Source organism: Curtobacterium sp. MCLR17_031 (assembly GCF_003234775.2).
GTDB lineage: Bacteria > Actinomycetota > Actinomycetes > Actinomycetales > Microbacteriaceae > Curtobacterium > Curtobacterium flaccumfaciens.
This window is the reverse complement of sequence record NZ_CP126270.1, coordinates 459,309-478,987: the sequence shown is the minus strand read 5'-3', so window position 1 is coordinate 478,987 and position 19,679 is coordinate 459,309. Positions and strand designations below refer to the sequence as shown.

Genomic DNA, 19,679 nt, shown 5'->3' with positions numbered 1-19,679 from the left:
GGGAACGCGCAGTGTCGGTACGGTCACGAAACCACAACGGCGTTCGGTTCTGTGATTGGGTGTCGACAACCCCGATCAACGACGAACGGAGTGCGGCAATGGCGCCACGACCACGACCCATCACGAGACGACACCTGTTGGGCTTCGGCCTCGGCACCGCGGCGGCGGGACTCCTCGCCGGCTGTGCGGTCCCGGGCTCGACCAACGTCAACAAGGCGGCCCTCGTGCCCGCCGCGGCCTCGGGTGAGACCGTCCAGCTCACCTACTGGGCCTGGCTCAAGGACCTGCAGAAGGTCTGCGACGTCTGGAACAAGACGCATCCGGACGTCCAGGTGTCGGCGAACTGGATCCCCGGCGGCAACAGCGGCGGGTACCAGAAGATGTACTCCGCGCTCGCGGCCGGCGGCGGCCCGGACATCGGGCAGGTCGAGCTCCGGCAGATCCCCGAGTTCATGCTCGCGAACGGCCTGGTCGACCTGGCCCGGTACGGCGCGAAGGACTTCGAGTCGAAGTACGACGAGGCGGCGTGGGCGCAGGTGTCGTTCGTCGACGGCATCTACGGCATCCCGCAGGACACCGGCCCGATGGGGTTCTACTACCAGACCGCGATCCTCGAGCAGGCCGGCGGCGAACCCCCGACGACCTGGGACGAGTGGCGTGACCTGGCCGACAAGGTCCGGAGCACCGGGAAGCAGAACTACCTCGAGGTGTTCCCGGTCGCCGACGCGTCGCCGTTCGCCGCGTACGCACAGCAGGCCGGCGCGCGCTGGTTCAAGGTCGACGGCGACGAGTGGGTCGTCGACATGACCGACGACAAGACCCTGATGGTCGCGGACTTCTTCGACGGGGTCATCGACGACAAGCTCGTCGACACGAGTGCCGGTGCGTACTCCCCCGGGTGGTACGCCGCGGCCGCGAGCGGCAAGATCGCCGCGGTCACCAGCGCGAGCTGGGGGGACGCCCTGATCGAGTCGGTGCAGGGCGGCGAGGGCAAGTGGAAGGTCGCCCCGATGCAGAAGTGGGGCGCCGACGGCTTCGGCTCGAGCGCCATCGGCGGTTCGACGGCCGCGGTGCTGGCGAACGCGAAGCACCCGAAGGAGGCGCTCGAGTTCATCACGTGGATGACCACCTCGAAGGAGGGCATCGACGCGATGATCAAGTACTGCGGCATCGGCTGGTCGCCCGCCGTCGACTACATCGGGGCGCAGCGCGAGAAGCCGTCGAAGTGGTTCTCCGGCCAGAACTACAACGAGGACGTCTTCGTGCCGGCTTCGAAGGAGCAGAACATCGACTGGTCGTGGTCCCCGGTGACCCAGTCGGCCTTCACCAGCCTGCAGAACCAGTTCCGCCGCAAGCTCACCTCGGGCCTGAAGCTCAGTGACGCCGTGGAGCTCGCCCAGCGGGAGATCGTCCAGTCCTTCAAGGACAAGGGCCTCAGCGTCAGGACGGCACGATGACCCAGCAGACCACCACCCCACGGACCACCGGTCGACCGGTCGGCGGCACCCCCGCGTTCCGCACCAGCACGAAGGCCACGAGCGCGCAGAAGCGTGCCCCGTGGATCCTGCTCGCCCCGTTCCTGGCCCTGTTCCTGCTGACGTTCGTCATCCCGATCATCAGCGCCCTGTTCCAGTCGTTCACCACCGTCGACCGCGAGGGCCTGTTCGGCGAGGACGGCGTCGTCGGCCGGTTCGCCGGGTTCGACAACTACGCGATCGCCCTGCAGGACAGCGGGTTCGTCGCCTCGATCGGCCGCATGCTGCTGTTCGGCATCGTCCAGGTCCCGGTGATGATCATCGCCTGCACGATCCTCGCGCTGCTGCTCGAGTCGGCGAGCGCCCGCTGGCCGGGCTTCTTCCGGGCGATCTACTTCATGCCCTACGGCGTCCCCGGCGTCATCGCCACGATCCTGTGGTCGTTCCTGTACGTGCCCGGCCTGTCACCGATCGTGTCGCTGCTGCAGTCGATGGGGCTGCAGCCGGACTTCCTCGGCGCGAACAGTGTGCTGTGGTCGATCGCGAACATCGTCACGTGGACCTACACCGGCTACAACATGCTCATCATCGTGGCGCAGCTGAAGTCCATCCCCGGCGAGGTCTACGAGGCCGCCAAGGTCGACGGCGCGAACGCGTTCCAGGTCGCGTGGCGGATCCAGATCCCGCTCATCGCGCCGGCCCTGGTGCTCACGACGGTGTTCTCGATCATCGGCACCCTGCAGCTCTTCGCGGAGCCGCAGATCCTGTCGACGGTCGCCCCGGCGATCGACACCGAGTACACGCCGAACTACGCCGCCTACACGAACGCGTTCGCGTTCAACGAGTACGGCGTCGCGAGTGCGCAGGCGGTCATCATCGCGCTGGCCGCGTTCATCCTGTCGTTCACGTTCCTCGCGCTGACGAACCGACCGCCCAAGGACGAACGCGACCGACGCAAGCGCGCACGGCGCGACGGCCGGGAGGCCCGCACCGCGCTCCAGACGCGCGCTGCGGCGGGCAGCACGGTCACCACCCAAGCCGACCCGGGCCTCCAGGCCGGTCGCGTCGCGACCACCGAAGGGACTGACCGATGACCAGCGAAGCCATCGAAGCGCCGGCCACGGCGAAGACCGCCGTCCCCGTGGACACCACGTCGATCTCGGCGCACCAGCGCCGCAAGCTCGACCGGTCGCCGCGCTCGCAGATCGTGGTGACGGGCATCCTCGTCGTCGTCGCGCTGTACTTCATCGTCCCGCTGTACTGGGTCGTCATCGCCGCGACGAAGACCACGGGCGCGCTGTTCTCGACCAACGGGTTCTGGTTCGGCGGCGAGTTCGCGCTCTGGAGCAACCTGCAGCAGGTGTTCACCTACGACGGCGGCATCTTCGTCCGGTGGATCGCGAACAGCATCCTGTACTCCGGCGTCGGTGCGGTCCTGGCGACCTACTTCGCCGCGGCCGGCGGGTACGCGCTGGCGAAGTACGACTTCCGGGGGCGCCAGTTCGTGTTCGGCACGATCCTCGGCGGCGTGCTCGTGCCGGGGACCGCGACGGCACTGCCGCTGTTCCTGCTGTTCTCGTCGATGGGCCTGACGGACACGTACTGGAGCGTGCTCATCCCGAGCCTGGTGTCACCGTTCGGGCTGTTCCTGTGCCGGGTGTACGCCGCCGCGTCGGTGGACACCACCCTGCTCGAACAGGCACGCATCGACGGGGCCGGCGAGCTGCGGATCTTCCACACCGTGGTGCTCCGGCAGATGACCCCGGCGCTCGTCACCGTGTTCCTGTTCCAGGTGGTCGGGATCTGGAACAACTTCTTCCTGCCGCTCATCATGCTGGCAGACCAGAAGCTGTACCCGATAACACTGGGTCTGAACAACTGGCGCTCGCAGGTCGACCGCCTGCCGGAGTTCTACCAGCTCACCACCGGCGGGGTGCTCGTCTCGGTCATCCCGCTCGTCATCGCCATCATCGTCCTCCAGCGCTTCTGGCGTGGAGGCCTCACGGAAGGATCGGTCAAGGGTTGACCCACTCCGCACTCTCGTCCACCGCACCAGGCTCCGACTCGCGGCTGGCACCCCGTGCCTGGCTGCACACCGACGCCCCGTCCCTGTCGCTGAACGGGGACTGGCGGTTCCGGTGGTCGCCCGTCGCCTCGGTCTCCGAGGACTTCGCGACCGAGGGTGGGGAGGACGACGACCCGGCCTGGGGCGAGCTCCCGGTGCCGTCGCACTGGGTGCTGCACGGGCACGGCGCTCCGAGCTACACGAACCTGCAGTACCCGTTCCCGATCGACCCGCCGCACCCGCCGGAGGAGAACCCGACCGGTGACCACCGCCGCACCTTCGAGCTGCCGTCGTCGTTCGACGGCGCCGGCCGGGTGCTGCTGCGGTTCGACGGGGTCGAGTCGCACTTCCGGGTGTGGCTGAACGGGACGCTCGTGGGGTGGTCGACGGGCTCGCGCCTGGCGACCGAGTTCGACGTCACCGAACTGGTGCGCCCGGGGGCGAACGAGCTCGCGGTCCGGGTGCACCAGTGGTCGGCGGCGTCCTACCTGGAGGACCAGGACCAGTGGTGGCTGCCCGGCATCTTCCGAGACGTCACCCTGCTCGCCCGACCCACGGCGCCGATCGACGACGTGTTCGTGCGCGCCGGTTGGCGGGCGACGCTCGGCACGGCTGCCTCGTCCGGCACCGCGGCGTCGGGACGGCCGGAGACGGGGACCGGCACGATCACGTTCCCGACGCTCGACGCGGTGTTCCCGGTGCGGTTCGCGGTGCCCGACCTGGGCGTCGACGTCACCTGGGCCACGGCGGACGACGTCGCGCCGATCGAGGTCGAGGGCGTCGAGCCGTGGAGCGCCGAGCTGCCGAAGCTGTACGACGCGACGCTGTCGACGGGTTCCGCGGCGGGCGGCTCGGGCGGTGTCGCCGGTGGCGAGGTCGTCTCGCTCCGGCTGGGGTTCCGTACCGTGTCGATCGTCGGCGACCGGTTCCTGGTGAACGGCGAGCGCGTGGTGTTCCACGGTGTGAACCGGCACGAGACCCACCCCGTGCGCGGCCGGGTGTTCGACGAGGAGCACGCCCGCGCCGACATGGCGCTGATGAAGCGGCACAACGTCAACGCCATCCGCACCTCGCACTACCCGCCGCACCCCCGCGTGCTCGACCTGGCCGACGAGCTCGGGTTCTGGGTCATCCTGGAGTGCGACCTGGAGACCCACGGGTTCCTGTTCACCAACTGGGTCGGCAACCCCTCCGACGACCCGGCGTGGGCCGAGGCCTACGTGGACCGCATCGCGCGCACCGTCGAGCGCGACAAGAACCACGCATCGATCGTGATGTGGTCGCTCGGCAACGAGTCCGGCACAGGCCGGAACCTCGCGGCGATGTCGCAGTGGGTGCACGACCGCGACGCCGAGCGCCCCGTGCACTACGAGGGCGACTACACGGGCGAGTACACCGACGTCTACTCGCGGATGTACCCGACGCTGCAGGAGACCGAGTCGATCGGCGGCGGCACCCCGACGCCCCTGCTCGGCTGCGGCCCGGCCGAGGCGGCGCGGCAGCGGTCGAAGCCCTTCATCCACTGCGAGTACGTGCACGCGATGGGCAACGGTCCCGGGCAGATCGCCGAGTACGAGGCCCTGGTCGACCGGTACCCACGGCTGCACGGCGGGTTCGTGTGGGAGTGGCGGGACCACGGCCTGCTCGCGAAGACGCCCACGGGCGAGGACTACTACGCGTACGGCGGGGACTTCGGCGAGGTCGTGCACGACGGCAACTTCGTGATGGACGGCCTGGTGCTGCCCGACGACACCCCGACGCCGGGGCTCGCCGAGTTCGCCGCCGTCGTGGCCCCGATCCGCCTGGCGGTCTCGGACACCACGGTGCTGGTCGAGAACCGGTACCACTCGGCCTCGACCGCCGGGCTCCGGCTGTGCTGGACCCTGTCGCGGAACGGCGTCGTCGAGGCCTCGGGGCGCCTGTCCACGGGCATCGTCGCCGCCCGGGAGTCGGCGACGGTCCCGGTGCCCGCGGAGGTGCTCGACGCGGCCACGTCCGAACTCGCCCCCGGCGACGAGCTCTGGCTCGACCTGACCGTGGAACTGGCGGGGCCAACCGCGTGGGCGGACACCGGCCACGTCGTCGCACGCACCCAGCGGCTCGTCGCGGCGCGCGCGGCGGACGCACCACGGGCCTCCCGGCAGGGGTGGGACGGCGACCACCTGGGCGACGGCACCTTCAACGCCCGTGGTGACCTGGTGTCGTGGAAGGGGCACGAGGTCGCCGGGCCCCGCCTGGAGCTCTGGCGTGCACCGACGGACAACGACGGCCTGGCGTCACAGGGCGGCTACGAGACCGCGGACCCGGTGCTCACGCACGGGGTCGGCGACCCGACCGCTCCCCCGTCGGCGTCGCGCTGGCGCGACCGAGGGCTGGACCGGCTGACGCACCGGCTGGTGTCGGTGTCACGGACCGACTCCGGTCTGGAGCAGCGGGTGCGCGTCGCGGCGGCGAACAGCGGGTGGGGCCTCGAGGTCACGCACCGCTGGAGCCTGACGTCCGACGGGCTCGTGCTGCAGACCGACGCCGTGCCGTTCGGCGCGTGGGACGTCACGTGGCCGCGGATCGGGGTGCGGTTCGACCTGCCGGCGTCGCTGGCGGACGGGGACGCGACCTGGTTCGGGACCGGACCGCTGGAGTCGTACGCCGATTCCTCGCACGCTGCCCGTGTCGGCCGGTTCACCGCGCCGGTGCGGTCGCTCGGGGTGGAGTACTCGCGGCCGCAGGAGACCGGGCACCGGCCCGACCTGCGGGAGCTGTCCGTCGGGCCGTTCACGGTGTCGACGGTCGGGTCGCACCGTGCGGGGTTCACCCTGTCGCCCTGGACCGCGCAGCAGATCGACCGTGCCGAGCACCCGTACGAGCTGCCGACGTCGGACCACCTGTACCTGTACCTCGACGCCGCGCAGCACGGGCTCGGCAGCCGGGCGTGCGGGCTCGACGTGCTGCCGGAGCACCAGCTCTGGCCGCAGGCCTTCAGTTGGAGCGTGCTGCTGGGCTAGGCGGGGTCGGCGCTCTCGCAAGACACCGGTGTTCGCACGTTGCACACCCGCATCCCGCGGCGTGCAGTGCGAGCACCGGTGTTTTGCGTGCGACGATGACACTTGACGCAGCCAGAATTTTACGTTTCAGTGTGGGGATGCTCTTGTCGGCGGTGATGCTCATGGCGAGCGGCTTGGTCGTCTCCGCCGTCGCCGAGCTGACGGCGCGCGGCGTCCTCGGCCCGAACGGCGGTGCCGGGATCCGCATTGCTTCCGTGATGCGATCGAAGACAGCGTGGACGGTCGGCCACCGCGCTGCGCGAGCGTGGCTGCACACAGGGGCTGCGGCGTTGTTCGGGTCGGGAGTGCTGAGCGCCGTGGCATCGACGCGCATCGTCGAGGTCGCGCTGCCCATCGGGATGGCACTCGCGCTCGGTTTCCTGATCGTGAGCGGCGTCGTCGCGAGTCGAGCCGCTCGGCGGTCGGACGCCGCAAGCGACGACCGCTGACCGGCACAGCCGTCCCGCCTGGCGCCTCGTGCCCGTGCCCGTGCCCGTGCCCGTGCACAACCAAAGCCACCTCGAACCACGGGTTCCCGCGGTTCGAGGTGGCTTTGGTTGTGCGGAGCGCGACGCCTACGCGCCGGCGGACAGGGCGCGCAGGGCCTCGGGGTCGCTCGCGTTCAGGAAGTCGGTCAGGCGCTCGGCCTCGCCGGGCTCCTCGATCGCCTCGGCCGCACGCCGCAGGGCGAACAGCGCCCGCAGCACGCCACGGTTCGGCTCGTGCGACCACGGCACCGGCCCCACACCGCGCCAGCCGGCTTTGCGCAGGGCATCGAGCCCACGGTGGTACCCGACACGGGCGTACGCGTAGGACTCGAGGGTCGCGCCGCGCGCCCACGCCTCGTCGGCGAGCAGCGCCCACGCCAGGCTCGACGACGGGTGGGACACCACCACGCTGGCGACGGGGGCGTCCGCCTCGATCGCGGCGGTCACCTCCGGCTCAGCGGGCAGCAGGGTCTCGGGGTTCGACGACGGGGTCGGCAACAGGTTCTCCGGCATGCCCCCAGCCTGTCATCCCTTGCGGGTGCCCGTGTCACGGGATTACCGTGGACGTCACCTCGTCGTCATCGCGGGGCCGCCGGGGCGGGAGACCGACCGGCGGAACGGATGGCGGACACGGGGGTCCCCCGACGGAAGCAGACGGATTGCTGTCGATCACCGGTACCGCTCAGCCCACGCGCTGACACCGTGATCGCGCGCCCCGTCGGGCGCTCCACCGCACCGCGGTGGCCTCGGTGTCGTGCGCCCAGCATCGACACCGGGAGACACCCCCATGCCCACCAGTCCGTCCGTCGTCCTGCACGACGTCACCTTCGCCTGGCCCGACGGCACCGTCGCGCTCGACCACCTCACCGCCGCCTTCGGACGTGGCCGGACCGGCCTGGTCGGGAGGAACGGGGCCGGCAAGTCCACGCTGGTCCGGCTCGCGACCGGCCGGCTCCACCCCACGTCGGGCAGCATCGCGACGTCGGGTCCCGTCGACCACCTGCCGCAGCGCCTTGCAACGGGGATCGACGACACCATCGCCGACCTGCTCGGCGTCCGTCCCACACTCACCGCACTCCGGGCCGTCCTGGCCGGCGACGCCACGGCCGCACAGCTCGAGGCTGTCGGCGACGACTGGGACCTGGAGGAACGGGCCGCCGCGGTGCTCGACCGGGTCGGGCTCGACGGCACCGACCTCGACCGGCCGGTGTCGACGCTGTCCGGCGGGCAGTCGGTGCTCGTGGCCGTCGCCGGAGTTCGGTTGCGAGCGCGGCCGATCGTGTTCCTGGACGAGCCGACGAACAACCTGGACCGCCGAGCCCGCGGGCTGCTCCTCGACCTGGTCGACGACTGGCGCGGCACCCTGGTGCTCGTCAGCCACGACCGGGAACTCCTGGAGCACGTCGACGAGACCGTGGAGCTCCGCGCCGGGGCGATGACGGTGTTCGGCGGGACGTTCAGCGCGTTCGAGGAGCACCTCGCCGTGCAGCAGGCAGCCGTCGAGCGCGAGGTCCGGGTCGCCGAACAGCGGCACCGCACCGAGAAGCGGCAGCGCATCGAGGCGGAGACGAAGATCGCGCGTCGTGCCAGGGCCGGTGAGAAGGCGGGCCGCTCGATGCCGAAGATCCTGGCGAACGAGCAGCGGAAGAAGGCGCAGGAGACCGCCGGCCGGCTCCGCGTCGGGTACGCGGACGACGAGGCCGCCGCACTCGCCACCAAGCGCGAGGCCGAACTCCGGCTGCGCGACGACGAGTCCATCCACGTGACCCTGCCCGACCCGGACGTCCCGGCGTCACGGCAAATCGCGACCGTCACGGTGCGCGGACGGGACGTCATCGTGCAGGGGCCGGAACGGATCGCCGTCACCGGGGACAACGGCGTCGGCAAGTCCACCCTGCTCGAGCAGCTCGTCGGCGACCCCGCGGCCCGGGAGCACCCGCTGCCCGAGACCACGGCCGTCGCCCACGTCGACCGGATCGCGTACCTGCCGCAGCGGAAGGACACCCTGGACGACACGGCCACGGTGCTCGACAACGTGCGCCGGGACGCCCCGCACGTGCCCGTCGCCGAGGTCCGCAACCGGCTGGCGAAGTTCCTGGTGCGCGGGGACACCGTCGACCGCCCGGCCGGGGACCTGTCCGGCGGGGAGCGGTTCCGGGTGGCGCTGGCGTCCCTGGTGCTCGCCGACCCACCACCGCAGCTGCTCGTGCTCGACGAGCCGACGAACGACCTCGACCTGACGAGCGTCGACCAGCTCGTCGATGCGCTGCGGGCCTACCGGGGAGCACTCGTCGTGGTGAGCCACGACGAGACGTTCCTGGAACGGCTCGAGCTCGACGAACGGATCGAGCTGCGGTGACCCGTCGAGGGACGGACGTCAGCGCCGTCGGGTCGGCCGGATCGCGAGCGACTCGACGGTGCCGCGCTCGGGCAGGTCGACGACGGTGCGGACCGCGGCGGCCACGTCCTCCGGCGCCAGGTAGTAGTCGGTGTCGTAGGACTCCCCGAGCTTCGCCACGAGCTGCCGCTGCATGTCCGAGTCGGTCCGGCCCGGGTGCACGCTCGACACCCGCACGCCGTTCGCCCGCTCCTCTTCGCGCAGGGCGTCGGCGAAGGCCCGCAGCGCGAACTTCGACGCCGCGTACACGCCACCGCCGGGGCCCGAGTGGAACCCGGAGCCGCTGTTGATCGGCACGACGATGCCCCGCGCCGTCCGGAGCGCCGGCAGCGCCAGCCGGGTGAGCTCGGCGACCGCGAACACGTTCGTCGCGAAGACCTGCTCCCACACCGCGCGCGGGGTGTCGGCGACGGTGGTGCCCTGCTCGACACCGGCCGAGTGCACGAGCACGTCGAGCCGATCCGGCAGCGCCGGGACCTCGCCCGCGCCCAGGTCACCGACGAACGGCGCCGCGCTCGGCAGCTCCTGGACGAGGGCGTCCACGGCGTCGGTGGACCGGCCGCCCACGAGCACGTGGTGGGTGCGGCCGAGGTCGGCGGCGATCGCGCGGCCGATGCCGCGGGTGGCTCCGGTCACCAGGGCGACCGGACGGTTCTGGAGCTGGTCTGTCGTCACGGAGGCCAGCCTACGGAAGCCGGGCCGGGCCTCCTGTCCGGTCACGGCGACGACGCAGGACCGTCAGCGCGACGCCGGCGACGACCACCAGGCCCACGAGCGCCGCGACGCCCCACGGCGAACCGGCGAGCGCCGCGACGACCGCCCAGAACACGGCGAGCCCGACGGTCGCGTACAGGAACGCCCATGCCACGCACCCCGGCACCATCGCGACCGTGTACCGCCACCAGGCGACCCGTGCCAGCCCCGCTGCGGCGTTCATCACCGTCTGCAGGCCGACCACGACGAAGCTCACCGTCACGACGGGCAGCCCCCAGCGGTCGAGCAGCGCCGAACCGCGACGGACCGCCGGCGAGCGCAGCCAGCCGCCCCACCGCGATCGGGACGCACCCGTCACCGCGAGCCGCGCGACCCAGTACGTGGCCTGCGCACGGCAGAACACGATCACGAAGAGCGCGAGGACGAGCCACCGGAACGGGAGCCCCTCGAGGAAGGACGGCACGCTCGCACCGTAGCGTCCCGACCCGGAGAGCGCCCGTCAGTCCTCAGCGCCGGTCAGCCGAGCGACGGTCAGTCGTTGTCGACGCCCTGGCGGATACGGATGCCCTCGAGCACGTCCTGCGCGCGCTGCTCGTCCTGCTTCTCGATCTGGCGGGTGTCGCGCTCGGGGAGCTGGATGTCCTCCTCCGCCCGGATACCGGCCTGGAGCTCGCGACCCCGCTCGATCTCGGCGTCGAACTCGGCACCGAAGAGCAGGGCGTTGTTCGTGATCCAGATCCACAGCAGGAACACGATGACCCCACCCAGGGAGCCGTAGGTGGCGTTGTAGTTCGAGAAGTTCCCGACGTAGAACCCGAAGCCGACGCTCGCGATGACCCAGATGAGGATCGCCAGGATCGACCCTCCGCTGACCCACCGGAACTTCGGCTGCTTGACGTTCGGCGACCAGTAGTAGAGCACCGCGACGACGATGATCGCGATGACGAGCAGGATCGGCCACTGCACGATGAGCAGCACGGTCGCGGCCACGTCACCGAGCCCGATGACGTCGCCGAAGCTGCGGGCGAGCGGTCCGCTCACCAGCACCAACAGGCCGACCACGAGCAGGACGACGGTGGTCACCGTCACGCCGAGCATCGTCGGGCGGAGCTTCCAGATCGGGCGGCCCTCGCGGACGTTGTAGATCCGGTTCATGGCACGGCCGAACGCACCGACGTAGCCGGATGCCGACCAGAGGGCACCGAGGACACCGACGATGAACGTGATGGGAGCTGCGGGCGAGCGGACGAGTCCCTCGAGCGGCTCCTTGATCAGGTCCACGACCTGGTCCGACCCGATGTTGCCGATGATCTGCAGCAGGGTCTTGATCGTGTTGTCGGCCTGCCCGACCAGGCCGAGCAGCGACACGACCGCCAGCAGCCCGGGGAACAGCGCGAGCACCGAGTAGTACGTCAGGCTCGCGGCCAGGTCGGTGCACTGGTCGCTCGTGAACTCGCGCAGCGTCTTCTTCAGCGTGTAGACGAGCGTCGGCTTCTTCAGGTCGGTGGGGTTGTCGGGCTTCCGGGAGTCGTCCGGGTCCGGCTTCTGCTCTTCGTGCGCCATGGGACTAGCCTCTCGCCTTCACGGCCGCCTTCGACCGCTTGACCGCCTGCTTGCGGTTCTTGTTCGCGCGTCGCTGGACGGCGGCGATGCCGACCTGCTGCTTCACGCGGCCCCGGTGTGCCGGGTCACGCTCGAGGGCTTCCTCGGCAGCCTTGGCCCGCGCCTTCCGGCCCTTGCGACCTGCCTGCGCCTGCTCCTTCGCCGAGGGGGCGTCGCCACGCGCGCCGAACGGCAGCAGCGCGGTGAAGGCCGAGTTCGCCGGCGGCTGAGCGAGGTGTCCAGCGGGCTTGTTCCGGAGCGCGATGCCGAGGACGATCGCCGCGACACCGGTCAGCCCGGTGATGCCCATCGCCACCAGCGGCGTGGGGTCGCGGTGCCACCGCTGCTTCGTCTTGGCGACCGCGAGCCGCGTCCGGGCGGGCAGGTCCGCGCGTCGCTTCAGCTCCGTCACGGTGTCCGTGATGCCCTCGCGGGTGCGCACGTTGGCGAGTTCGAGCTCGGGCAGACTGTCCTTGGCCATTCCCCATTTCGTACACGTCCCACCCGGGATCGTGCCCAGCAGGCCGCGTCTACCGTGCCGCACATGCTCTTCCGGGACGCCGCCGAGGGGATCCACCGCCTCGAGATCGCACACACCAACACGTACCTCGTCGAGACCGGCGATCAGTTGCTCGTCGTCGACGCGGGGTTGCCCGCCGCGTGGCCGCACCTGCAGCTCGCCGTGCACGACCTGGGCTACACGCCCGACCAGGTCGAGGGGCTCCTGCTCACGCACGGGCACTTCGACCACGTCGGCACCGCCGCACGGATGCACCGCGACTGGGGCACGCCCGTGTTCGTCCACCCGGGCGATCGGCACCTCGCCGCGCACCCGTACTCGTACCGGCCGCAGACGAACCGTTTCGGGTTCGTCGCGCTCCACCCGGGTGGTCTGCGCCCCCTGGGTCGGATGCTGCTGGCCGGTGCGGTCACGGTCGACGGCATCGCGGACACCGAACCGATGGAGAACCGCGCCGACGTGCCGGGCAACCCGTGGATCATCGAGACCCCGGGGCACACCGACGGCCACGTGGCGCTGCACTTCGCCGACCGCGACGCCGTCATCGCCGGGGACGCGCTCGTCACCTTCGACCCGTACACGGGAGGGATCGGACCGCGGATCGTCGCACCCGCGGCGACCTCCGACGTCGACACGGCGGTCGCGTCGCTCGACCGGCTCGCGGACACCGAGGCGAAGCACGTGCTGCCCGGCCACGGGCCGGGCTGGTCGCTCGGTGTGCGGCGGGCCGTCGCGCAGGCGCGGCGGGCGGCCGGCGCCGCCTGACGCGGCGACCAGCTCGCGAGTCCACGGGCTCAGCGACACCTCACGCGCGGCGCGACGCGTGGACTGTCGGTGAGCGCGAAACGTCGCAGAAGGGGCGTGCGCGAAAGGTCACCGAGGCGGTGGGCGCGACCAGAGCCGGCCTGGAGGCGCGGTGCGGGCCCGCCCCGCGCCTCCAGGCCGTGGGTGGGTGCGGTCAGGACGGGACGACGACGTCCTCGGGCAGGCCGGACGCCGCGGAGCGGCCGGCGGCCTCCATCAGCGCGAGGCTCCGCAGGTTGTCGCGCCCGCTCGTCTCCGGGGCGGGGCCGCCCTGCACGGAGCGGGCGAACGCCTGCAGCCCGCCCTGGCGGTCGGTGTGCGCGAGCACGGGGAGCTCGACCGGCTCGGCGACGTCGTCCTGCGTGCGGCGGACGGTGACCCGGTCGCCGTCGACCGCGTTCGGCTCACCGTCGCGGCTCGTGAACCAGAGCTCGCCGTCCTCGCCCTCGATGCTCCACTCGCCGGCCCAGGCGGTGCGCGGGCCACGGCTCAGCCAGCTGCCGCGGTAGTTGACCACCGTGCCGCCGTCGAGCTCGATGATCATCGAGGCGACCGCTTCGTCCTGGTACTTGCTGTAGGCGGGGTAGCTGGCCTTGGCGAAGACCCGGACGGCCTCTTGCCCGGTGATCATCCGGAGCAGGTCGAAGTGGTGGATCGCCATGTCGTTGATCATCGCGTGCGGGAACCGGTAGTGCGGGTACGTCTCAGCGGGCTGGTCGTTGTCCCACTGCCGGAAGTCGACGTTGATCGCGGAGACCTCGCCGACGACGTCCGCCTCGAGCATCTCCTGCACGACCCGCGGTGCCGGGTACCAGCGGTAGTTCTGGCTGACCTGCAGCACCAGGCCGAGCTCCTCGGCGCGGCGGACCGCGGTGACGGCCTCGTCGGTGGTGTTGGCGAACGGCTTCTCGACCAGGACGTGCTTGCCGGCGTCGAGGGCCTCGAGCGCGAGCGGCACGTGCGTCACGGCCGGGGCGGTGATGACGACGGCGTCGGCCTCGATCGCGGCGAGCGCCTCGGTCAGGGACCCGAACGCCGCAGAGGCCGGGAGCCCGAGGTCGGTCCGCACGGCCTCGAGCGTCGGCGCCGACGGGTCGACGATCCCGACCACCTGCACTTCCGACACCTCTGGGATGGCGGTGCGGGCCCAGTTGCCGCCCCACCCTCCGAGACCGACGTGGATGATCCGGACGCTCATGCGCGCACTCCTTCGTGACTGCCGTCGTGACTGGTGACGCACCACGGACGCCGCGGTGCGTGCGTCCAGTCTGTCAGTGCGTGAAGGCGTACGCGATGAGTGCCATCGTGACGATGAAACCCGCCAGGTAGTTGATCCAGAGGAACCGCTTCCACCCGGCGTTCGCGGCCTCGGCACCCTGGTCCGTGATGTTCCACCACGGCAGCACGTTGAGCGCGTACGGGATGACCACGATCGCGGCGATCGGCCCGGGGAACGCCGAGAACAGCAGCGCGACGCCGGCGACCAGGTAGGCGACGAAGGCCAGGCGGACGGTGGCCCGGGCGCCGATCACGGTCGCGACGGAGCCGATGCCGCCGGCACGGTCGGCCAGGACGTCCTGCACGGCACCGAACGCGTGCGACGCCACGCCCCACAGGAAGAACGCGATGCAGACGGCGACGAGCTCTCCGGTCCAGTGCGGGCCCGCCAGGGCGAGGCCGTAGATCGCCGGCGAGACGAAGTGGGTGCTCGACGTGAGCGAGTCGAGGAACGGCTTCTCCTTGAACCGCAGCCCGGGTGCCGAGTACGCGATGACCGCGAACACGCTGATCGCCAGGACGAGCCACGACCACGGCCCGTTGCCGCTGACGGCGCCGAGCGCCACGAGCGCGACGAGGAAGGGGACGTTCGTGACGACGACGGCCCACAGCGTGGTGCGGTGGACGCTCTTGTCGAGAAGGGCACCCTCGACGCCGCCCTTGCGCGGGTTGCGCAGGTCGGACTCGTAGTCGAAGACGTCGTTGATGCCGTACATCGCCAGGTTGTAGGGCACCAGGAAGTACACGACGCCGACCAGGAACGCGACGAGCGAGAACCCGCCGCCGCCCTCGACGCCGACCCCGCTGCCGAGCAGGTACGCGGCGCCGAACGGGTAGGCGGTGTTCACCCAGCTGATCGGGCGCGACGACACGAACAGGGCGCGCAGGGTCGACGGCCTGGAGGCGGTGCTGGCGTTCACTTCATGTCCTCTGCTGGTGCTGGGGCCGGGTCGGGCGCGGGGCGCGCGCCGGTCCGGTCGAACAGGACCCACAGGCTGGGCAGCAGCACGATGGCGGACATCGCGTAGGCGAGGTCCTCGACCGGGATCGCACCGATCTTCGCACCGCTGATGAGCGAGGGGTCGTAGGCGACGATCCGCAGCGTGACGATGACGTTGTCGAACACCATCGTCATCACCAGCAGCGCGACGCCGGCGATCACCGACGTGAGCACCGCGACCCGGCGCCCGACCGCGGGCCGTCGACCCGCCGCACGGGCCCGGCGGGCGGCGACGATGCCGGCGACCACGGCCACGACGGCCGTGACGCCGAAGAACGGCAGGGCCAGGAGCGCGTACGCCCCGGTGCCGTTCACGCGCGCCGCCGATCGGTCGCCCGCTGCACCAGGGGCCGGACGAAGCCGACCAGGTCCATCGTCGAGTAGCAGAGCAGCAGCAGGAAGAAGAGTTCCTCGAGCGGGACCTCGGGCGCCAGGAGCACCCCGGTGAGCAGGTTCTGCGGACCGATGAAGAAGATGCCGGCAGCGACACCGGCGACGTCCCACACCATGAAGAACGCGACACCGACGACCATCACGGCCGCCGCCCGCCACGGTGCCCGCCAGAAGAACAGCCGGAAGCGGGCGTCCAGCACGGTCATGCCGACCAGGGACACCACCAGGCCGGCGAGGTAGACCCCGGGCATCAGGCGGTCTCGGTCCGGTCCCGCGGGGCCCCGAGGGGCGTCGGCAGCGGCTCGGTGCTCCGGTCGCCGTGGATGCGCTTGAGCAGGACCTCGGCGCTGATCAGGCACATCGGCAGACCGATGCCCGGGATCGTCGAGGCACCGACGTAGTACAGCCCCTCGACCTTCTTCGACGCGTTCTTCTCGCGGAAGAACGCGCTCTGCTTCAGGGTGTGCGCCGGGCCGAGCATCGAGCCGTTCCAGGCGTTCAGGTCGTCGGCGAAGTCGCGCGGCCCGATCGTCCGACGGACCCGGATGCGGTCGCGCAGGTCCGGCACCCCGGCGCGCTCGGCCAGCACGTCGATGGCACGGTCGGCGATCTGCTCGACCTGGTAGTCACCGGCACCGTCGATGCCGCCCTTGCCGATCGACAGGTCGGCGGGCAGGGGCACCAGGATGAACAGGTTGCTGGTGCCGGGCGGCGAGACGCTCGGGTCGGTCTCGGACGGGGCGCAGACGTAGATCGAGGCGGGGTCCGGCACGTGCCGGTCGTCCCCGAAGATCGCGCCGAAGTTCGCCTTCCAGTCCGCGGTGAACATCAGGGTGTGGTGCAGCAGGCCCGGCGTCGGACCGTCGATGCCGAGGTACACGAGCACCGCGCTCGGGCCCGGGTCGCGCTTCTTCCAGTGGTCGGCGCCGTGGGTGCGGTGCTCACGCTCGAGCAGCTGCATCTCGGTGTGCTGCATGTCGGCAGCGCTGACCACGAGGTCGGCGGGGGCCGTGTGCTGCACGCCGTCGCGGTCGCGGTGGACGACCCCGGTGGCGACGCCGTCCTCGACGACGATCCGCTCGACCTTCGCACCGGCGATGATCTTCGCGCCCTCGGCACGGGCGACCCGCTCGACGGCGGAGATCACCTCGGTGATGCCGCCCTTCGGGTAGAGCACGCCGTCAGCCAGGTCGAGGTGGCTCATCAGGTGGTACATGCTCGGCGCCGCGTACGGGCTCGTGCCGAGGAACACCGCCGGGTAGCCGAGGATCTGCCACAGGCGACGGTCGCGCACCGCGGTCTCGGCGAAGGTGGAGAGCGGCTCGAGCAGCAGGCGGGCGAGCTTGGGCAGGCGACGCAGGACGTCGGGTGCGGCGAGCTTCGTGAGGTCCTGGAAGCTCGTGTAGAGGAACCGGCGCACGGCCATCGTGTAGGTGTCCTCGGCCGACGCGAGGTACTTCCGCATCCGCTCGCCGGCACCGGGCTCGATGGACTCGAACAACGCGATGTTGGCCTCGGCGTCGGCGCGCAGGTCGATCGGCTCGTCGTGGCCCTCGCTGTAGACGCGGTAACCGGGGTCGAGCTTCACCAGGTCGAGTTCGGCCTCGGCCGACGTTCCCAGCAGCTGGAAGAAGTGGTCGAAGACCTCGGGCATGAGGTACCACGACGGCCCGGTGTCGAACCGGAACCCGTCCTGCTCCCACGAGCCGGCACGGCCGCCGAGCTGCGTGCGCTGCTCGAGCACCGTCACCGAGAAGCCGTCGCGTGCGAGCAGCGCGGCGGCCGCCAGGCCGCTGATGCCGCCGCCGATGACGACGGCGCGGCGTGCGGGCACCTTGCGCCGGGTGGTGGTGGCGACCGTCGTCGGTCGGGAGGCGCGGGGCGGGGTCATGAGGAGCCTCCCGGCCGGTGGGTGGTGACGCGCGACCGGAGCGGTGCGCGTCCGGCGAGGACCTGCGCCGCGAGGCGCACCTTCACCGGGTTGGGGACGCGCACGCGCGTCGTGACGAGGCGGCTCGCCGGCGTGCGCGCGAGTCGGTCGTTGAGTTCCTGGAACAGCGCGTGCACGAGTCCGACCGCGTTGCGGGCGTCGGCCGGCAGCAGCCGGATCGTCCGTGCGGCGTGGTCGAGGTCGGCCTGCACGTCGGCGACCAGGCGGTCCTTCGTGGCCTCGTCGAACGACCGGATGTCGACGCCCGGGAAGTACGAGCGACCGAGCACCTCGAAGTCGGCGTGCAGGTCACGCAGGAAGTTCACCTTCTGGAACGCGGCGCCGAGCGCACGTGCACCGGCGACGAGTTCGGCCTGGTCGAACGTCGGCCGACCGGCCCGGTACACGAACGCACGCAGGCACATCAGGCCGACGACCTCGGCCGAGCCGTACACGTACGCGTCGAACGAAGCGTCGTCGTGCTCGGTGCGGTCGAGGTCCATGCGCATCGAGGCGAAGAACGGGGCGGTGAGCTCGGCACCGAAGCCGGTGGCACGGGCGGTGCGGGCGAAGGCGTGGACGACCGGGTTCACCGAGAAGCCGAGCGCGATGGCCCGTTCCGTGTCGGCCTCGAGCTCGTCGAGCACCGTGCGGGCGAGCTCGCGGTCGAGCCCGGCCTCGGTCGCGGGACCGTCGACGACCTCGTCGGCGACGCGGACCAGCGCGTAGACGTTCCGGATGTGCTCGCGCGTGTCGCGGGCCAGCATGCGGCTCGCCAGGCCGAACGAGGTGGAGTACCGGTCGATGACGACCCCCGACGCGGCCTCGGCCGTGGCGTCGTAGAGCTGGAGGCGAGCCGGACGGGACCCGGTCGCCGTCGTGGTGCTGTGGGTCACCGGGCGCGCTCCACGAGTTCGGTCACGAGGGCCTCCAGGCGGTCGGCGAGGTCGTACGGCAGCCGGGCGAGCTCGGCCCGGGCGAGTGCGGTGTGGTCGGCGACACGTGCTTCCGCGGCGCCGCGCGCACCGCAGGAGACCAGGGTCGCACGGACCTCGTCCGCGCGGGCCTCGGTCAGGTCCGGGTCTCCGAGGTACGGCTCGAGGTCCGGCCAGCAGTCCGTGGTCGCCGCGTACGCGATCAGCATGGTGCGCTTGCCCTCGCGCAGGTCGCCGAGCACGGTCTTGCCGGTCATGGTCTCGTCGCCGAAGACCCCGAGCAGGTCGTCGACGATCTGGTAGGCGATGCCGATCTCGCGACCGAAGGCCCCGAGGGCGGTGACGATCTCCTCGTCGGCGCCGGCCAGGACGGCACCGGACTGCAGCGGGGCCTCGAACGAGTACACGCTCGTCTTCGCCCGTTCCATCGCCAGGACCTCGTCCACCGTCGGCATCACGCCGAGTGCCAGGTCGACGTCGGTCATCTCGCCGGCGGCGCTGGCGAACACGGCCTCGTCGAGCAGTTCGAGCAGCCGCTCGCGGCGGGTGCCGTCGACGCCAGCGGCCTCGATGAAGCGGGGCGCACCGGCGAGGGCCAGGTCACCGGCGATGACCGCGGCACTCATCCCTCGGTGCTCGGCCGTCGGCAGCGGCAGGCCGCCCGTCGTCCCGTTGTCACGGAACGACCCGGCGACGTTCGGTTGCCCGCGGCGCGACCAGTCGCGGTCGATGACGTCGTCGTGCACCACGAGTGCGGTGTGCAGGAGTTCGTAGGCCGCCGCGACGTTGGCGGCTGCGTGCACGTCGGTGCCGCCCATGCCGGCGTACGCGGTCATGACCATGCGGGGCCGGAAGCGCTTGCCGCCCATGCTCGCCTTGCGGAGCACGCGCCACAGTTCTTCGGACGGTCGGCCGTAGCGCTCGGCGCGTGCCGACGACACGGCGAAGAAGCGCTCGAGGCAGTCGTCGACGAGCGCGAGGTCGATGTGCGGCACGGTGGTCGCTTCCTCGCTCATTGGCCTAACCTATCGACTCA

At 71.3% G+C, this 19,679-nt stretch carries 19 protein-coding genes; 7 read left to right on the top strand and 12 right to left on the bottom strand.

The genetic code is table 11. The features are described from left to right. The first annotated feature begins 98 nt into the window (after positions 1-98). From DEI96_RS02460 to DEI96_RS02440, 5 genes are all read left to right on the top strand, one after another. On the top strand, positions 99-1,457 hold the full coding sequence (locus tag DEI96_RS02460) for an extracellular solute-binding protein (protein ID WP_111022708.1): 1,359 nt from the start codon (positions 99-101) through the stop codon (positions 1,455-1,457). Further along, positions 1,454-2,569, top strand: coding sequence for a carbohydrate ABC transporter permease (locus DEI96_RS02455; protein WP_111022707.1), 1,116 nt, complete (start codon positions 1,454-1,456; stop codon positions 2,567-2,569). Before DEI96_RS02460 ends, DEI96_RS02455 begins: the two co-directional genes overlap by 4 nt. Then, positions 2,566-3,501: a carbohydrate ABC transporter permease gene (locus tag DEI96_RS02450; protein ID WP_027464914.1), complete on the top strand. Its 936-nt coding sequence runs from the start codon at positions 2,566-2,568 to the stop codon at positions 3,499-3,501. Before DEI96_RS02455 ends, DEI96_RS02450 begins: the two co-directional genes overlap by 4 nt. Beyond that, complete coding sequence (locus DEI96_RS02445; RefSeq protein ID WP_111022706.1) at positions 3,498-6,542, top strand: glycoside hydrolase family 2 TIM barrel-domain containing protein; 3,045 nt, start codon at positions 3,498-3,500, stop codon at positions 6,540-6,542. The genes DEI96_RS02450 and DEI96_RS02445 overlap by 4 nt, the downstream gene beginning before the upstream one ends. A gap of 95 nt (positions 6,543-6,637) precedes the next feature. Continuing rightward, entirely contained in the window at positions 6,638-7,030 is a 393-nt protein-coding gene (locus DEI96_RS02440) for an SdpI family protein (protein ID WP_111022705.1), read from the top strand. Between the two features lie 126 nt (positions 7,031-7,156). Here the strand turns inward: DEI96_RS02440 and DEI96_RS02435 are convergent, their stop codons facing one another. Next, positions 7,157-7,582, bottom strand: a complete 426-nt coding sequence (locus DEI96_RS02435; RefSeq protein ID WP_017886408.1) for a DUF3151 domain-containing protein — start codon at positions 7,580-7,582, stop codon at positions 7,157-7,159. 274 nt (positions 7,583-7,856) lie between these two features. Between DEI96_RS02435 and DEI96_RS02430 the strand changes: the two genes are divergently transcribed. Next, positions 7,857-9,428: an ABC-F family ATP-binding cassette domain-containing protein gene (locus DEI96_RS02430; protein WP_111022704.1), complete on the top strand. Its 1,572-nt coding sequence runs from the start codon at positions 7,857-7,859 to the stop codon at positions 9,426-9,428. Positions 9,429-9,446: 18 nt separating this feature from the next. On the opposite strand, the gene DEI96_RS02425 is transcribed toward DEI96_RS02430, so the two are convergent. The 4 genes from DEI96_RS02425 to DEI96_RS02410 all read right to left on the bottom strand — a co-directional run bounded on the left by DEI96_RS02425 (position 9,447) and on the right by DEI96_RS02410 (position 12,264). Then, the gene (locus tag DEI96_RS02425; protein WP_111022703.1) at positions 9,447-10,142 is read right to left on the bottom strand and encodes an SDR family oxidoreductase; all 696 of its coding nucleotides are present in this window, start codon (positions 10,140-10,142) and stop codon (positions 9,447-9,449) included. Between the two features lie 10 nt (positions 10,143-10,152). Next, on the bottom strand, positions 10,153-10,644 hold the full coding sequence (locus DEI96_RS02420; RefSeq protein ID WP_111022702.1) for a VTT domain-containing protein: 492 nt from the start codon (positions 10,642-10,644) through the stop codon (positions 10,153-10,155). A gap of 68 nt (positions 10,645-10,712) precedes the next feature. Further along, positions 10,713-11,744 carry a YihY/virulence factor BrkB family protein gene (locus tag DEI96_RS02415; protein WP_111022701.1) on the bottom strand — a complete coding sequence of 344 codons (1,032 nt, stop codon included), beginning with the start codon at positions 11,742-11,744 and terminating at the stop codon, positions 10,713-10,715. A gap of 4 nt (positions 11,745-11,748) precedes the next feature. Continuing rightward, entirely contained in the window at positions 11,749-12,264 is a 516-nt protein-coding gene (locus DEI96_RS02410; RefSeq protein ID WP_111022700.1) for a hypothetical protein, read from the bottom strand. Positions 12,265-12,327: 63 nt separating this feature from the next. Here DEI96_RS02410 and DEI96_RS02405 point away from each other — a divergent pair, with 63 nt between their 5' ends. Then, a complete protein-coding gene (locus tag DEI96_RS02405; protein ID WP_111022699.1) occupies positions 12,328-13,068 on the top strand; it encodes an MBL fold metallo-hydrolase in 741 nt (246 codons plus the stop codon). 193 nt (positions 13,069-13,261) lie between these two features. Here DEI96_RS02405 and DEI96_RS02400 read toward each other — a convergent pair whose 3' ends face one another. The 7 genes from DEI96_RS02400 to DEI96_RS02370 all read right to left on the bottom strand — a co-directional run bounded on the left by DEI96_RS02400 (position 13,262) and on the right by DEI96_RS02370 (position 19,659). After that, on the bottom strand, positions 13,262-14,305 hold the full coding sequence (locus tag DEI96_RS02400; protein ID WP_111022698.1) for a Gfo/Idh/MocA family protein: 1,044 nt from the start codon (positions 14,303-14,305) through the stop codon (positions 13,262-13,264). A gap of 73 nt (positions 14,306-14,378) precedes the next feature. After that, the gene (locus DEI96_RS02395) at positions 14,379-15,305 is read right to left on the bottom strand and encodes a prenyltransferase (protein ID WP_111022697.1); all 927 of its coding nucleotides are present in this window, start codon (positions 15,303-15,305) and stop codon (positions 14,379-14,381) included. Continuing rightward, positions 15,302-15,700, bottom strand: coding sequence for a lycopene cyclase domain-containing protein (locus DEI96_RS02390; protein ID WP_258372735.1), 399 nt, complete (start codon positions 15,698-15,700; stop codon positions 15,302-15,304). The genes DEI96_RS02395 and DEI96_RS02390 overlap by 4 nt, the downstream gene beginning before the upstream one ends. Next, a complete protein-coding gene (locus DEI96_RS02385) occupies positions 15,697-16,029 on the bottom strand; it encodes a lycopene cyclase domain-containing protein (RefSeq protein ID WP_027464925.1) in 333 nt (110 codons plus the stop codon). The genes DEI96_RS02390 and DEI96_RS02385 overlap by 4 nt, the downstream gene beginning before the upstream one ends. Continuing rightward, positions 16,029-17,669 (bottom strand): phytoene desaturase family protein, encoded by a 1,641-nt coding sequence (crtI, locus tag DEI96_RS02380; RefSeq protein WP_111022696.1) that lies wholly within the window; start codon positions 17,667-17,669, stop codon positions 16,029-16,031. Before crtI ends, DEI96_RS02385 begins: the two co-directional genes overlap by 1 nt. Continuing rightward, positions 17,666-18,604, bottom strand: a complete 939-nt coding sequence (locus DEI96_RS02375; protein ID WP_111022695.1) for a phytoene/squalene synthase family protein — start codon at positions 18,602-18,604, stop codon at positions 17,666-17,668. Before DEI96_RS02375 ends, crtI begins: the two co-directional genes overlap by 4 nt. Further along, positions 18,601-19,659 (bottom strand): polyprenyl synthetase family protein, encoded by a 1,059-nt coding sequence (locus DEI96_RS02370; RefSeq protein ID WP_071404931.1) that lies wholly within the window; start codon positions 19,657-19,659, stop codon positions 18,601-18,603. The genes DEI96_RS02375 and DEI96_RS02370 overlap by 4 nt, the downstream gene beginning before the upstream one ends. Positions 19,660-19,679 lie beyond the last annotated feature (20 nt).

Coding starts and splice junctions, on each gene's coding strand:
- DEI96_RS02415 (WP_111022701.1), bottom strand. CDS start 11,744: ATGGCGCACGAAGAGCAGAAGCCGGACCCGGACGACTCCCGGAAGCCC.
- DEI96_RS02455 (WP_111022707.1), top strand. CDS start 1,454: ATGACCCAGCAGACCACCACCCCACGGACCACCGGTCGACCGGTCGGC.
- DEI96_RS02440 (WP_111022705.1), top strand. CDS start 6,638: ATGACACTTGACGCAGCCAGAATTTTACGTTTCAGTGTGGGGATGCTC.
- DEI96_RS02430 (WP_111022704.1), top strand. CDS start 7,857: ATGCCCACCAGTCCGTCCGTCGTCCTGCACGACGTCACCTTCGCCTGG.
- DEI96_RS02460 (WP_111022708.1), top strand. CDS start 99: ATGGCGCCACGACCACGACCCATCACGAGACGACACCTGTTGGGCTTC.
- crtI (WP_111022696.1), bottom strand. CDS start 17,669: ATGACCCCGCCCCGCGCCTCCCGACCGACGACGGTCGCCACCACCACC.
- DEI96_RS02370 (WP_071404931.1), bottom strand. CDS start 19,659: ATGAGCGAGGAAGCGACCACCGTGCCGCACATCGACCTCGCGCTCGTC.
- DEI96_RS02450 (WP_027464914.1), top strand. CDS start 2,566: ATGACCAGCGAAGCCATCGAAGCGCCGGCCACGGCGAAGACCGCCGTC.
- DEI96_RS02405 (WP_111022699.1), top strand. CDS start 12,328: ATGCTCTTCCGGGACGCCGCCGAGGGGATCCACCGCCTCGAGATCGCA.
- DEI96_RS02410 (WP_111022700.1), bottom strand. CDS start 12,264: ATGGCCAAGGACAGTCTGCCCGAGCTCGAACTCGCCAACGTGCGCACC.
- DEI96_RS02400 (WP_111022698.1), bottom strand. CDS start 14,305: ATGAGCGTCCGGATCATCCACGTCGGTCTCGGAGGGTGGGGCGGCAAC.
- DEI96_RS02435 (WP_017886408.1), bottom strand. CDS start 7,582: ATGCCGGAGAACCTGTTGCCGACCCCGTCGTCGAACCCCGAGACCCTG.
- DEI96_RS02385 (WP_027464925.1), bottom strand. CDS start 16,029: ATGCCCGGGGTCTACCTCGCCGGCCTGGTGGTGTCCCTGGTCGGCATG.